The organism is Pseudomonas sp. MPFS, from assembly GCF_022537035.1.
GTDB classification, from domain to species: domain Bacteria; phylum Pseudomonadota; class Gammaproteobacteria; order Pseudomonadales; family Pseudomonadaceae; genus Aquipseudomonas; species Aquipseudomonas sessilinigenes.
This window is the reverse complement of the sequence record NZ_CP066123.1, coordinates 4,167,512-4,181,636: the sequence shown is the minus strand read 5'-3', so window position 1 is coordinate 4,181,636 and position 14,125 is coordinate 4,167,512. Positions and strand designations below refer to the sequence as shown.

The 14,125-nt window shown below is 64.8% G+C and carries 12 protein-coding genes and 1 pseudogene; 9 read left to right on the top strand and 4 right to left on the bottom strand.

Going from position 1 to position 14,125, the window contains the following annotated elements:
* Nucleotides 1–77: 77 nt before the first annotated feature.
* The 5 genes and pseudogenes from I9018_RS19080 to I9018_RS19060 all read left to right on the top strand — a co-directional run.
* Nucleotides 78–566, top strand: coding sequence for a hypothetical protein (locus I9018_RS19080; RefSeq protein WP_124347956.1), 489 nt, complete (start codon nucleotides 78–80; stop codon nucleotides 564–566).
* A gap of 74 nt (nucleotides 567–640) precedes the next feature.
* A complete protein-coding gene (locus tag I9018_RS19075) occupies nucleotides 641–1,198 on the top strand; it encodes a dihydrofolate reductase family protein (RefSeq protein WP_068581358.1) in 558 nt (185 codons plus the stop codon).
* Nucleotides 1,191–1,736 (top strand): TetR/AcrR family transcriptional regulator, encoded by a 546-nt coding sequence (locus tag I9018_RS19070; RefSeq protein WP_241107222.1) that lies wholly within the window; start codon nucleotides 1,191–1,193, stop codon nucleotides 1,734–1,736. Before I9018_RS19075 ends, I9018_RS19070 begins: the two co-directional genes overlap by 8 nt.
* 176 nt (nucleotides 1,737–1,912) lie before the next feature.
* Nucleotides 1,913–3,529: a serine hydrolase domain-containing protein gene (locus I9018_RS19065; protein ID WP_241107221.1), complete on the top strand. Its 1,617-nt coding sequence runs from the start codon at nucleotides 1,913–1,915 to the stop codon at nucleotides 3,527–3,529.
* A gap of 173 nt (nucleotides 3,530–3,702) precedes the next feature.
* Nucleotides 3,703–3,915 (top strand): annotated as a pseudogene (locus tag I9018_RS19060) (TOBE domain-containing protein); the annotation flags it as partial.
* A 42-nt stretch (nucleotides 3,916–3,957) separates the two neighbouring features.
* Here I9018_RS19060 and I9018_RS19055 read toward each other — a convergent pair.
* The 3 genes from I9018_RS19055 to I9018_RS19045 form a co-directional block, all read right to left on the bottom strand.
* Nucleotides 3,958–4,407, bottom strand: a complete 450-nt coding sequence (locus tag I9018_RS19055) for a PTS sugar transporter subunit IIA (protein WP_022639380.1) — start codon at nucleotides 4,405–4,407, stop codon at nucleotides 3,958–3,960.
* A 142-nt stretch (nucleotides 4,408–4,549) separates the two neighbouring features.
* Nucleotides 4,550–5,356, bottom strand: a complete 807-nt coding sequence (locus tag I9018_RS19050) for a thioesterase family protein (RefSeq protein WP_241107220.1) — start codon at nucleotides 5,354–5,356, stop codon at nucleotides 4,550–4,552.
* A complete protein-coding gene (locus tag I9018_RS19045; protein ID WP_241107219.1) occupies nucleotides 5,349–6,329 on the bottom strand; it encodes a Rieske 2Fe-2S domain-containing protein in 981 nt (326 codons plus the stop codon). Before I9018_RS19045 ends, I9018_RS19050 begins: the two co-directional genes overlap by 8 nt.
* 135 nt (nucleotides 6,330–6,464) lie before the next feature.
* On the opposite strand from I9018_RS19045, the gene I9018_RS19040 reads away from it, so the two are divergent.
* Nucleotides 6,465–7,196, top strand: a complete 732-nt coding sequence (locus I9018_RS19040; protein WP_241107218.1) for a TetR/AcrR family transcriptional regulator — start codon at nucleotides 6,465–6,467, stop codon at nucleotides 7,194–7,196.
* A gap of 57 nt (nucleotides 7,197–7,253) precedes the next feature.
* Nucleotides 7,254–8,900 carry an acyl-CoA dehydrogenase family protein gene (locus I9018_RS19035; protein ID WP_241107217.1) on the top strand — a complete coding sequence of 549 codons (1,647 nt, stop codon included), beginning with the start codon at nucleotides 7,254–7,256 and terminating at the stop codon, nucleotides 8,898–8,900.
* On the opposite strand, the gene poxB is transcribed toward I9018_RS19035, so the two are convergent.
* Nucleotides 8,897–10,666 carry a ubiquinone-dependent pyruvate dehydrogenase gene (gene poxB / locus I9018_RS19030; protein ID WP_241107216.1) on the bottom strand — a complete coding sequence of 590 codons (1,770 nt, stop codon included), beginning with the start codon at nucleotides 10,664–10,666 and terminating at the stop codon, nucleotides 8,897–8,899. The genes I9018_RS19035 and poxB overlap by 4 nt on opposite strands.
* A 139-nt stretch (nucleotides 10,667–10,805) precedes the next feature.
* On the opposite strand from poxB, the gene I9018_RS19025 reads away from it, so the two are divergent.
* Together I9018_RS19025 and I9018_RS19020 are read left to right on the top strand one after the other, a co-directional pair.
* Nucleotides 10,806–11,756, top strand: coding sequence for a helix-turn-helix transcriptional regulator (locus I9018_RS19025; protein WP_241107215.1), 951 nt, complete (start codon nucleotides 10,806–10,808; stop codon nucleotides 11,754–11,756).
* A gap of 141 nt (nucleotides 11,757–11,897) precedes the next feature.
* Nucleotides 11,898–14,105, top strand: coding sequence for a TonB-dependent siderophore receptor (locus I9018_RS19020; RefSeq protein WP_241107214.1), 2,208 nt, complete (start codon nucleotides 11,898–11,900; stop codon nucleotides 14,103–14,105).
* Nucleotides 14,106–14,125 lie beyond the last annotated feature (20 nt).

The window sequence follows — 14,125 nt, the reverse complement described above, 5'->3', positions numbered from 1 at the left end:
CGGCCGACCGCGAAAGCAATCCCCTGGACGAGCCACTCATGGGACATGAGGGCTCCTGGATACGTGAAGAGGATGTTATGAAACTTCGACTGATGTGCATCGCGACCCTGGCCCTGGTCTCTGCGTGCAACGGCAATGGCGGGCTGAATCTCCCCGGCCTGGCCCAGGGCCAAGGTCCCCAGGCGCAGATCTATGACGCTTCGTTCGCCAAGCGCAACTTCGTGGTGGGCAAGACTTCGCCGGACGATGTGCAGCGCCTGTGCGGCGATACCCCGGAAAAACGCTACGCCTCCGATGGCACCGAGTACTGGACCTACCGCAGCGATGCGAACGGCGGCTACGCACCGGGACGCTCGACCATGCAGCAGATGCTCGCCAAGGCCTGGAGCCATGTGCCGTCCAACGAAGTGACCGGCGCTGCAGCCAACGAATACAACCTGGCCACGGGCGGCAATGGCGTGGTCAATGGCATGACCAACCAACTGATGGGCAAGCCCAGCGGCCCGGCGCACATGCTGCAGCTGTACTTCAAGCAGGGCGTGTTGCAGTCCTACAGCTTGAATTGAAATCGCTGCTTGCCAGGATGCTCCACGGGTGAATTATCATACGCTGTATGTTTATTCCCGGGAGGCACTGCGACATGGCATTCGGCAAGGTATTCATCGCCACTTCGGTAGACGGGTTCATCGCCCGCGACGATGGCCGCATCGACTGGCTGCCACCCGGCGAGCCCGGGGAAGACTATGGCTATGCGGCTTTCATGGCCTCGGTGGATGGCATCGTCATGGGGCGTGGCACCTACGACACGGTGCTGGGGTTCGAGCCCTGGCCGTTCACCAAACCGGTGGTGGTGATGAGCCGCACCCTGGACCCCGCCGATGTGCCGGAGCACCTGGCTGATCGGCTGCGCATCAGTGGCGCCGAGCCGGCGCACCTGGTGGCGCAGTTGCAGGCCGAGGGTTGGCGCCAGGCCTATATCGATGGCGGTACGCTGATCCGGGCTTTTCTCCGGGCGGGACTGATCGACGAGATGGTCCTGACCCGGGTGCCGGTGCTGATCGGCAGTGGCCGGCCATTGTTCGGCCTTCTGGAGCAGGACTTGCGCCTGCAGTGCCTCGACACTCGGCAATACCCCAACGGCTTGGTCAGCAGCCGCTATCGCCTGGAGCCTGCGCAGCCGGGCCACTGCCATGACTGAAACACGCAAGCGCAGTGGTCGCCCGGCTGCCGGTCATGCCCTGAGCCTGGATCAAGTGCTGGACGCCGGCCTGGAGTTGCTGGAGGAGCTTGGCGCCCAGGGGTTCGGCATCAGGGCCCTGGCGCGGAAACTGGCGATTACACCGATGTCGGTGATCTACCACGTGGGCGACCAGCAACAACTGATGCAGTTGTTGGTGGAGCGGGTGCACGGCGAGCCGCTGGAGGAGCCCGCCGAATCGATGCCGGCGGTGCAGCGGGTCCAGGTATTGCTGGGGCACTACATGGCCCGGGTACGACGTTATCCGGCATTGACCCTGTGCGTATTCGGTGACCCGCGGTTGTTCGGCGGTTCGCTGTCGGCCTTCAGCGAGCGCCTGCGCCATGAAGTGCGGCAGTTCGATGCCGAGCCCGAGCTGCTGTTCGATCTGCTGGTGGACTACACCCACGGCCACGCCCTGGCGCTGGCCTTGGCCGGGGAGGGCGCGCCACCGCTTGCCGGGGCCTTCGAGGCCGGACTGCGGCGCCTGTTGCGCTGAGACCCAGGCGTGACCGGGAGCGGCCGTTCCAGGCGCCGGCGCCTGGCCTGCGCATCGATGCACTCTTCTTCACAGAAAATCACTGACTTGCGACAGATTGCAACGGATGCCCTCGGGATACTGGCCAGGCTCCGAAGGAGCATGAAGGACCGCCACGTGAGAAGAGGAAGACATCCATGCGTTCAATACTTGCAACCTTGCTGATCTCCCTGGGGAGCACGACGCTGGCCAATGCCGCGGCGACCCCGGCGTTTGACCAGGTGTTCCGTGATTTGAAACCGGACCAGCCCGGTTGCGCCGCGGGGGTCATGCGTGATGGCAAGGTCGTCTGGAGTGCCGGCTACGGCATCGCCAACCTGCAGACCGGTGCCCCGATCAGGACCGATACGCTATTCAACCTGGCGTCGGTGTCCAAGCAGTTCACCGGTTTTGCCATTCTCCAGCTCGAAGCCCAGGGGCGCCTGAGCCTGGACGATTCGATCCGGCGTTTTATCCCCGAACTACCGGCCTACGCCCAGGACATCAAGATCCGCCACCTGCTGCACCACACCTCGGGGCTACAGGACTACATGTTGCTGGCCGAGCTGTCGGGCATCGGCTATTCCGAGCCTTTCACCCAGCAGCAGGCCTTGCAGATGCTGTTCAAGCAGAACGCCACGATGTTCCCCGTCGGCGCTGAGTTCAGCTATAGCAACAGTGGCTATCTGTTGCTTTCCACCATCGCCGAGCGAGTGTCGGGGATGCCCCTGAAGGCCTACTCGCAAACCCAGATATTCAAGCCCCTGGGCATGACCCGTACGCGTATCGTCGACCAGTATCCGCTGCGACTGCCGAACCTGGCCGAGAGTTACGAGCTTGATAGCGAGACCAAGGCCTATGAGTTCGTGGATGTGCGCTGGGAGCAGACCGGTGATGGCCAGGTGCACAGCACCGTGGTGGACGTGATGCGCTGGATGCGCAACCTGTCCACCGGGCAGGTAGGAGGCCGGGCGCTGGTGGGCAAAATGCGCCAGACCGAGCCGTTGGCCGACGGCGATCCCGGCTACTACGGCATGGGTGTCGGCCTCTCGCGTTATCGCGGGTTCGATGAGGTGTCCCACAGCGGTGGTTGGGCCGGCTATAACACCCATGTCGCCTGGTACCCGAAGATGGACCTGGCCACCGTGGTGCTGTGCAATTCGCCGGTCCCGGATGCTTCGGCGCGTGGCTATGCATTGATGGACACGGTACTGGGCTCGCCCAATCCGTCCCCGGGCCACGATATCCCGCCACCGGTACCCAGTATCAAGGCCGTTCCACCGGCTCCGTTGAACACCCTGGTGGCCGGTACCTACCTCGACGACTCGGGGCATCAGTTCCAGCTGCAACGCAGCGACAACCGTTTTACCCTCAATACCTTCCCCGACACGCTGGCGCTGTCCCGGCTGAGCGAGCACCTGATGGCGGCCGATAACGAAGGCTCGCCGATCTACCTGGCTGCGACTTCGGGAGCGCGCATCGTGTCCACCAACCCGGCCTCGACCTACACCCTGGCCGCTCCCTGGAAGCCCCAGGATATCCAGCGGTATGTGGGGATCTACAAGTTGCAGACCTCATCCGGGCAGCTCAAGGTCTACCCCAAGCAAGGCAAGCTCTACATTCGCATCGGCAAACACACCTATCCCATGCAGCCGCTGGCGGCAGAGCGATTCAGTGCCCAGGACCTGGGAGTGATTCGCTTCGAGCAGGATGGCCGGGTGCTGACCAGCAGCCTGGCACGCAACCTGCGGTTCGTCAGGGATAGCGGCCAGTAGCGGCCCTGGTGCCAGCCGACGCGTTCTTCAGAGGCATCGGCTGCACCGCAGTGCAATCGGGCTGGCCAGTGGGCTTTGGTCGCGATCGCGGCGCGCTATGGTTGTTTCTACACAACGGCCGCGGATCATTCCTGGCCAATATCCACCCTGGCAATCAAGCAAGGGAAGTCTCGATGAAAGTCAGTGCGCGCAACGTGTTCAAAGGCCGGGTCAGCCAGGTCGAAGAGGGGGCGGTCAATGCCGAGGTAGCGGTCGAGCTCGGCGGTGGCAGCCGCGTCTACTCCAGCGTCACCCGCGATGCCGTGGACGAACTGGGCCTGGCCCCGGGCGTCAGCGACACTGCGGTGATCAAGGCCTCGCACATCATTCTCGGCGTACCGGCCTGAAACACCCACCGGTAGGCTCGCCGGGCCTTAGCGCCCGGCAGGCTACCAGCGGTCGAACAACTGCTTGACCTGGCGCGCCTCACGGCAGTCGTGCAGGGCCTGCCGGAAGCGCTGGTCGGCGAACAGCCGGGCGGTTTCGGCCAAGAGGTCCAGGTGCGACTGCTCGGCAGGGGCCGGTACCAGCAGCACCAGGATGTCGCGCACCGGCTGCTGGTCGGGGGCGGCAAAGGCCATGGGCGCCTGGGGGCGCAGATACAGGACGTGGATCGCGTCCAGTTCCTCCAGCCGCGCATGGGGCAGGGCCACGCCCGCGCCGATGGCGGTACTGCCGGCCTCCTCGCGACGGGCCAGGCTTGCGGCCACCCAGTCGCCCGGCAACTGCCAGGTATGTTGCATATGCTGGCCGATCTGCTGGAACAACCGATGCTTGTTCGACGGATTGACGGCGAGGAGGATGTCCTCCTCCTGCAGGTGCATGGCCAAGTTACCCATGGGCTTCTCCAGGAAAGACCGGGCGCCAGCGGCCCGGCTCAGCTTCCATTCAAGCGTATTCACGGCCGGCTGGCAGCCAGGGTGCGGCAGTTTTTACGAAGTCTTTAGGTCCCCACGAATCCACACCGCTGCCCATGAACCTTCAGCGCGGCATGATCAGCAGGCTCTGTACCGCGACACCGCAGGGACCCTGGGTGTCGTACAGCTGGGTAATGGTCTGGCCACAACCGCTGGAGACGATCGAGGTCGAGGCCTGCAAGCCGATCCACTCGCCCGCTGGCAGTCGTGCGAGATGTAGCGACAGGTCGGCATTGGCGAACGCAAAACGGTCCGCCGGCAGCACCCAGCTCAGGCCATTGCCGAAGTCGGCGGCCGCCGCGACCCGCATCGCCGCCGAGGTCGCGACCCCGGCCACCAGCGGCACCTTCAGGCGTAGCCAGGCCGCTGCCGGGCCAGGTTGGGCAGGGTCGCCACCTGCGACCCGTCCTTCCATCGCCGTGTAGTAGAAAGAGCGCACTTCGGGCAGGCCGGGGATGCGCAACGGGCGCGGGCAATCCTCGGGAGGCGGCAGCCTGTCGATCGCGGCACGTGGCAGGTCGGACGGCAGCGCAAGGGTACCGGCGCGTACCAGTAGCCCATGGGCCCTGGCCACCCGCTTGCCATTGGCGCGGAGGGTGATTTCGACCCGCGCACTGGCTCGGCCGGTTTCGAGTGTCACGTCCGTCTCCAGCCTGTCGATGGGCACCGGTCGGAGCAGTTCCACTGTCAGCCGTGCCAGTTGCCAACCGGTTTCGCTCGGTGCGGACTCGACCAGGTGGGCCAGCAGCCCGCAAGGCGCGCCGCCATGCTGGGCCCGCGAATCCCATGGACCACGGGCGAGTTCGGTGGCACGCCAGGCCGAACCGGTCTCCTGGATGAAGATGCAATCGTCGGGATGAATGTCATGCATGGGCTATCTCGCAGGGCGTTTGTGGAATGTGTCCTGCCAGGTCGAACTGCGCCGCCCAACGACGGAACCCCATGATCGGGCCATCACCTTCGGCAAGGCCGGGGCGCTTCCAGCGCACCTTGTGTTCCCAGATTGGTACATCCTGGCTGACCTGGTCGATGGCTTCATCCACCAATGCCAGGCTCATGTCAGGTGCATCGATGCCTTGCAGGCGTGCCATCAAGCTGAACGTGACGGTGACACGGCCGGGCTCGACCGGCACCACGGAATCGACGAACAGAATTTCGGCAAGGTCGCCGATGCGAAATCGCACCACGGCGAAGTAGGGGCCATACAGTGACGTCTGCAAGAAGCCAGACTGTTTCCCTCGGGGTGTGTTGAATTCATGCCGTATATCGACGTGCAATGTCGGGCCGATGGGATCGAAGCGTTCGAGCCGCGCCAATGTCGCTACGCCGTGCAGGTAGTGAAAGTGGGGGGTATCGACGATATTTTCCTGGACCTCCTGCCAGATAGTGTCCACTTCCCAGCGCTGGCGCCGGTAGCGTGACCAGGCCGGGTTCTGGTGCTCATGCAGGTGGGGTACGTCGAAAGTTGGAGGCGCCTCGCCTGGATGCCACCACATCATGATCAGCCCGTTGCGCTCCATCAGCGGCCAGGTCGTGAGTCGGTGTCGTTCCAGGCGTGGAGTACTGCTGTAGGGAATCTCACGGCAGCCACCCGCTGCGTCGAAGCGCCAGCCATGGAAGGGGCAGCGCAAGGTGTCGCCACACACTCTGCCGCCATGGCCCAGGTGCGTACCAAGGTGGGGGCAGTAGGCATCCATGACATGGGCCTGGCCACTGTCGTCGCGCCACAGGACGAACTCCCGCCCCATGGCTCGTAGTGGCCGAACGTCCCCTCGTTGAAGATCTTCGCTATAGCCTGCCTGGAACCAGCCAAAGCCGAGCGCTGCATCGCCGAATCTGCGCATAAACCGTCTCCTTGCCCGGGCTTCGGGCACATGGAATGGAACTGCGTTCAACTGCATCGGGATAAAGGGGACAGTCAGCGTACTGCGGGCGGGACGTCGATTGCTACAAAAAATGAACTGTGATTCAATTCTTGCATGTCATATCGACGCACAACGAAGGTCGAGGAGCGCCTGGCCCAGACGCGGGAACGCATCGTGCTCGCGGCGCTCGACCTGGTCGCTGAACATGGTTACGGCGGCACCACCATGCCGTTGGTGGCAGGGCTCGCCCAAGTATCGACCGGCCTGCTGTACCAGTACTTTCCCTCGAAGACCGACCTGTTCGACGAGGTTTTCCGACGTGCCTCCCAGCGTGAGATCGATGCTTGCGCAGCGGCTGCCGCTACCGAAAGCGCGGCGGCCGAGCGCCTGGCCGCGGTCATCCGTACCTTCTCCCATCGCGCGTTGAGCCGGCCACGCCTGGCGTGGGCGCTACTGGCGGAACCGGTGGCACCGGTGATCGATGAAGATCGCTTGCGCTTTCGCGAGCCCTACCGTGCGATTTTCGCCACGGTCATCGAGGACGGCATCGAGACCGGCGAGTTTCGGGTGCAGAGCGCCCATACCAGCGCGGCAGCCATCGTCGGCGCCTTGGCCGAAGCGATGATCGGGCCCTTGGCCCTGGGCATTCTCTCCAGGCGCGCGGCTCAACGAGTGGTCGACGATATCGTCGGCTTCTGCCTGGCGGCGGTGCAGAGCCACGGCGCCGCGACGCAAGGCGCATCGACCCGTTCCAGCGGTGCCCGGAAGGCGCCGCGATCCACCCCCGCAACACCTGGCAAAACAAGGGCGACACGGCCCTCCAAGACGAACCCCGACAAGACCTGACTCGCTGACACCATCGGGCGCTTGGCGTCCGGCGCTGGTGCAGCGAAGGAGAGCATCATGTGCGAGTTCATCCAGCCTTCCCCTGTCTTTTCCAACCGCTTCCATAGCGACCGCACGTTGCGCTATACCCTGGAGCGCTTGCTACCGCCGGATATCTTCGCCATGGCGAGTCCAGACCTGGCGCGGATGGGCGAGCGAGCGGTGGATGAGATTCCACGCTTGGCCGAGGCGGCGGAGCGCAATGAACCGCGCCATGTGCCCTATGACGCGTGGGGACATCGGGTAGATCGCATCGAGGTCGATGGCGCCTGGGATCGCCTGGTGGCGATCGGACAAGAAGAGGGGTTGGTCGCGTTGCCCTACGAGGCGCCCTACGCGCAATTTTCGCGAGTGGTCCAGGCCGGTCTGGTCAACCTCTACGAAGGGGCCGGGGCCGTAGCGGCGTGCCCGTTGGTGATGACCGATGGCGCGGTACGTTTGTTGTCGCTGCACGATGCCGATCTCGCCGCACGCTATCTGCCGCACCTCTTGGCCCGTGACCAGGGGTGGACCTGCGGCCAGTGGATGACCGAGAAGGAGGGCGGTTCCGACATCGGTCAGGCTTCCACCATCGCGCGCCCCCTCGGCGACGGCACCTGGGCATTGAGTGGCACCAAATGGTTCACTTCGGCCGCGACCTCGCAGGTGGCGCTGGCATTGGCCCGGCCGGAAGGCGAAGCGCCCGGCAGTAAGACCCTGGCGCTATTTCTGCTGGAGTTGCGCCAGCCTGATGGCCAGTGGAACCACATTCATGTCCGGCGCCTGAAGGACAAGCTCGGCACTCGCGCCCTGGCTACCGCCGAGGTGGATCTGCAGGGCACGATCGCCCGGCCGGTGGGCGGCCTCGACCGAGGTGTGGGCAAGATCGCCGACCTGCTCAACGTTGCGCGGTTGTGGGCTTCCTGGGGCGGCCCGGCGGGGGTTGGGCATCTATTGATGATGGCTCGCGACTATGCGGGCAAGCGCCGGGTATTTGGCCTGTGGTTGCGGGACCAGCCGTTATATCGCCAGTGGCTCGCACGGATCGGCGCCGAGTACGAAGCGATGCTCGCGCTGAATTTTGAAACTGCGCTGGCCCTCGGCCGGCATGAGCAGGGCCAGGATGCGTCCGGCCTGGCTCGCCTGCTGGCGCCATTGAGCAAGCTTGCCTGTGCAAGGCAGAGTATCTGGGCCGCCAGCGAGCTGGTCGAGAGCTTCGGAGGGGCCGGTTACCTGGAAGACACGGGGATTGCCCGAGTGCTGCGCAATGTGCACGTTCACTGCATCTGGGAAGGCACCACGTCGGTGTTGGCCCACGATGTGCTGCGGGCCTTGTACGGTACTGATCTTGGCGCGGTCTTTCTGGCCGATATCGAGCGGCGCCTAGCGTCGGCCGGTACTGCTGCGGCGGCGCCTGTCGTAGGGCAGATTCGCCAGGCCTGCCAAGCACTGCGGCAATTGGCAGGCGCAGCCGAAGAAAGGGATGGCCGGCGCCTGGCCTGGGGCATGGCGCGAACCTACCAGGCGGTGTTGTTGCTGGAGGCGGCGATATGGCGCCAGGTCCGCAAGTCGGACGCCAGCGGCTGGACTGCGTTGCAGTTGTTCATCCAGCAACCGCTGGTGCCGCCGGCATTGCCGGTGAGCGAAGTCGAGCTGGGAGACTTGGCCTTCGGTACAACCTGCTAGCGACCAGAATCGTCCAGGCCCAGCTTGCGGCTGAACCAGCCGCCCTTGGGCCAGTTGGTCCGGGCCAGTTCCACCACCTCGTCGCCGCGGCCGCTCATCACCGCCTTGAGCATGTACAGGCTCATGCCCTTGGCCTGCTCCAGCTTGATCGCCGGCGGAATGGCCAGTTCCTGGGTGGCGGTGATCACGTCCACCAGCACCGGGCCGTCGTGGGCCAGGGCGGTGCGCAGGGCGCCTTCCAGGCCTTCGGAGTCCTCGACCCGCAGGCCGAGGATGCCCATGGCGTTGGCCATGGCGGCGAAGTCCGGGTTGTGCAAGTCGGTGCCGGTGTCCAGGTAGCCGGCGGATTTCATTTCCATGGCGACGAAACCCAGCGAGGCATTGTCGTAGACGATGATCTTCACCGGCAGCTTCAGCTGGGCCAGGGAGATGAAGTCCCCCATCAGCATGCTGAAACCACCGTCGCCGGCCAGGGCGATCACCTGGCGCGCGGGGCAGGCGGCCTGGGCGCCGATGGCCTGGGGCATGGCGTTGGCCATGGAGCCGTGATTGAACGATCCCAAAAGGCGTCGCTGGCCGTTCATCTTCAGGTAGCGCGCGGCCCATACCGTGGGCGTGCCGACATCGGCGGTGAAGATGGCGTCGGCGTCCGCCAGTTCGCTGACCAAGTGGGTGAGGTACTGCGGGTGCACCGGCCGTCCCGGCGCGTCGGGGCGGGCCAGGTCGTCCAGGCCCTGGCGAGCCTTGGCGTAGTGCTCCAGGGAGGTTTCCAGGAAACGCCGATTGCCCTGGTAGGGCAGGCGTGGCAGCAAGGCCGCCAGAGTCTCGCGGACGTCACCGACCACGCCCAGGTCCAGGGGCACTCGCCGGCCCAGGGCTTGTGGGTCGCGGTCGATCTGGATCACGCAAGCGTCCGTCGGATAGAACTGGCGATAGGGGAAATCGGTGCCCAGCAGTACCAGGGTGTCGCAGTTGAGCATGGCGTGATAACCGGAGCTGAAGCCGATCAAGCCGGTCATGCCGACATCGAAGGGATTGTCCCATTCCACATGTTCCTTGCCGCGCAGGGCGTGCACCACCGGCGCGCCCAAGGCATCGGCCAGGGCCACGACCTGGTCATGGGCCCCGGCACAACCGCTGCCGCACAGGAGCGTCACGGCCTGGCTGTGGCTGAGCAGTTCCACCAGGCGGTCCAGGTCGTGGGGCGCCGGCAGGGTGCGTGGGGCGTGTAACGGTGGCCATGGCTTGCCGGCCGCCGGCACCTGCTGCAAGGCCACGTCCCCGGGGATCACCACCACCGCCACGCCGCGCTGGAGGATCGCACTGCGCATGGCCCGGTGCAGCACCTCGGGCATCTGCGCCGGATGGCTCACCAGTTCGACGAAGTGGCTGCACTCCTTGAACAGTTCCTGGGGGTGGGTTTCCTGGAAGTAATCCAGGCCGATCTCCGAGGACGGAATCTGTGCGGCAATGGCCAGCACCGGCACCCGGCTGCGGTGGCAGTCGAACAGGCCGTTGATCAAGTGCAGGTTGCCCGGGCCGCAACTGCCGGCGCACACCGCCAACTGTCCGGTGATGGCCGCTTCGGCGCCAGCGGCGAAGGCTGCCACTTCCTCATGGCGCACGTGCATCCATTGGATGCTTTGCATGCTGTGCAGGGCATCGGTGAGGCCGTTGAGGCTGTCGCCGGTCAGCCCCCAGATGCGCTTGACCCCGGCTTGTTCGAGGGTCTGTGCCAGTTGTCGGGCAATGCTGATGTTCGCCATGGCGTGCTCCTGCCGTCGGATGGGAAAACAGTGTGATCAGCAGGGGACAGTGGGTGAGGGCGGATGATTCCATGAAACTTATGTAAATGAGAATTAATGCTAATATCGGCGTCCGAATTTTCCTCTACGAGCGCCGGCCTTGCATCCACCATCCCACCTGGACCAGCGCTACTCCCTGCGCGACTTCCGCCAGCTCGGCGAACGCCATGCCGTGCACTACAGCCTGCCTGGGCTAAGCGTCGAGCACGACGATATCTGCCTGATGCAAGGGCTTATCACTGAACACCGCCTGCCTGGCGGGCTGGTGCTGGTGAATTCCGACGTGCTGCCGTTCCACAGCTACCGGGTCGACTCGCTGCGCATGCCATGCCTGAGCCTGGCACTGGTGCTCGAAGGGCGTGCCGCGCTGAGCTTCACTCGGGAACAGGCGCTGTTACCCGGCCACTGCATCGCGACCCTGTGTGCCGACGACCGGCCACTGTCGGCGCTGCATTTTGCCGGTCCCCGGTTACGCGGGCTGAACCTTGCACTCAACAGCCCCGAAGACCTGCCTGATGCGCAATTGGCCCAGCGGCTGCATGACGCTTTGCGGCGCGGTGGGTCGCAGATGACCTATCACTCGCTGCCGTTGCATGTGCGCCAGGCCATCGACGACCTTGGCAACGGTCGTTGGCATGGCAGCCTGCAACAACTGCTATGCCAGGGGGTGGCCCTGCAACTGCTGGCCCATACCCTGGCCGGGTTGTCGGCAGGAGAGATCCAGGGCGGCGCCTTGACCCCCCGCGACCGACAACTGCTGGAGCGGGTTCGCGAGCGCCTGTACCAGGCTCCCGGCGAGGAGCACTCGCTCACTGAGTTGGCGCAGCTGGCGTGCATGAGCAGCAGCTCGCTGCGCAGCAAGTTCCGAGCGGCCTATGGGCAAACGGTGTTCGGGTACCTGCGTGGGCGCCGCCTGGATGTGGCCTATGCACAGTTGCAGCAAGGCTGGTCGGTGCAGCAGGCCGCCCATTTCGTGGGTTATCGCCATGCCAGCAATTTCACCACGGCCTTTCGCCAGCGCTTCGGCATAGCCCCCGGCAGTTGCGGTTGAACGCCAGCGACGGCTTGGCGCCGCGGGTTCGCGTCGGAACCGGCATCGCCCATAACATCCTCGGCATCCGGCAAAACCTGGGTAGGGTACGGATGTGAATAATGCGCATCCGACAATAGTATTCATCGGATAACCATTCCTATGTATTGCCCAGACTCCCGCGCGTTCGCGCGTCGTGCCCATTGCCTGCCCGTCGCCGTGTTCGGTGGCTTGCTGGTGTCCCTTTCGGCTTCGGCTGAAGAACCCGACAGCCGTTCCAGGCCGAACGCCTCATTGGTGCTACCCACCCTGAAAGTGCAGGGCGAGCAGGCGCTGGGCGAGACCACCGAAGACTCTGGCAGCTACACCACCGGTGCCATGTCCACGGCCATCGGCCTGCCGCTGTCGATCCGCGAGACCCCGCAATCGGTCAGCGTCGTCACCCGCCAACGCATCGAAGACCAGGGCCTGGCCACCACCGCCGAGATCCTGGCCAGCGCCCCGGGGATTTCCTATACCCGCAGCGACAGCAATCGCCTGGCGTTCTCCGCCCGGGGTTTCGCCATCGACAACTTCCAGTTCGATGGCCTGGCATCGCCCATCAACAACCTGTGGAACTTCGGCGCCACCGACATGGACTCGGCCATCTACGACCGGGTGGAAATCGTGCGTGGTTCCACGGGGTTGCTGACCGGCGCCGGCAATCCCTCGGCGGCGGTGAATTTCGTGCGCAAAAAGCCGCTGGCGGATTTCGCCATCAGCGGCTCAGCGGGGGCCGGACGCTGGGGCGAGCGACGTGGCGACTTCGACCTGTCGCTACCCTTGGCGGCGGACGGCAGAGTGGCGGCGCGGGTGGTGGCGGCCTATTCGGAAAAAGACAGCTACACCCGCTTTCTGGAAAATGACTCACGCACGCTCTATGGAGTCGTCAGCGCCGAGCTGACCCCCAGCACCCGGTTGACCACCAGCCTGGAGTACCAGCGCAGCCGTGTGTGGGGCATGGGCAGCGGTTTTCCGTTGTTCTACAGCGATGGCTCACGCACCGACTTCGGCCGTTCGACCGCCAACAATACCCGCTGGAGCCGTACCGGCAGTGAGTCCACCACAGCCTTCGTCGACCTGGAACACACCCTGGACAACGACTGGAAGCTGCGTACGGCCTACAGCCGCTATGAGGGCAACTACGGCATGCACTCGCTGTTTCGCGGGGGCTATCCGGACCGTGCCACCGGCCTGGGCATGAAGGTCAATTTCCTCAATTACGATGGCGAGCGCAGCCGCGATACCTGGCACCTGACGGCCAGCGGCCCGTTCCAGTTACTGGGGCGCGAGCATGAACTGGGCCTGGGCTGGATGAGCATCGACGACGACCTGAACATCGACCAGTTCCAGCCCGCTGGCAAAACTCCGGCGATCGGCAGCTTCACCGACTGGCGCAACGGGCGCATTCCCGAGCCGGTGTGGTCACGCACCCGGTCCTCTGGCGATGCCACCCATACCCGACAGACGGGCGGCTACCTGGTCACCCGGCTGTCCCTGGCCGACCCGTTGCACTTGATCCTCGGCGCGCGGATCAGCGACTGGCGGATCGACCAGAACTACTACGGCGCCCAGCGCCAGTACCGCTACAAGAATGAAGTCACGCCCTATGCCGGGTTGATCTACGACATCGATTCGACCTACAGCGCCTACGCCAGCTACACCAGCATCTTCAACCAGCAGAACGCGCGTACGGCCAATGGCAGCATCCTCGACCCAGTGACTGGCGACAGCTACGAAGTGGGACTCAAGGCGGCCTACCTGGAGGGGCGGCTCAATGCCGCGCTGGCGGTCTACCGTACCCAGCAGGAGGGGCTCGCCGAGGCCATCCCCGGGGTGAACGTGCAAGGTCGACCCAACGAGCAGGCGTACAAGGCAGGCACCGGGGCGCGGGTCGACGGATTCGACCTGGACCTGAGCGGCCAACTGAGCGACGACTGGAACCTGTCCGCCAGCTATACCCACTTCATCGCGCGCAATGGCGATGGCCGGGCGATCAACACCGAGTTTCCCAGGACCCAGTTCAAGCTGTTCACCACCTACCGGCTCTCGGGTGTGCTGGACCGACTGACCCTGGGCGGTGGCACCACCTGGAACAGCCGGACCTCGCGCAACCGGGTACCCAGCCCCGGGGGGCTGACCGATGTGGGGCAGGGCGCCTATGCCTTGACCAGCCTGATGGCGCGTTACCAGGTCAATGACAACCTGTCGGTCAGTGCCAACCTGGATAACCTGTTCGACAAGCGCTACTACGAGCAGATCGGCTTCTACAGCCAAGGCTTGTGGGGCGAGCCGCGCAGCCTGCGCTTGAGCGCCAAGGCGGCGTTCTGATGACTCGGCTGCGGGTGTCC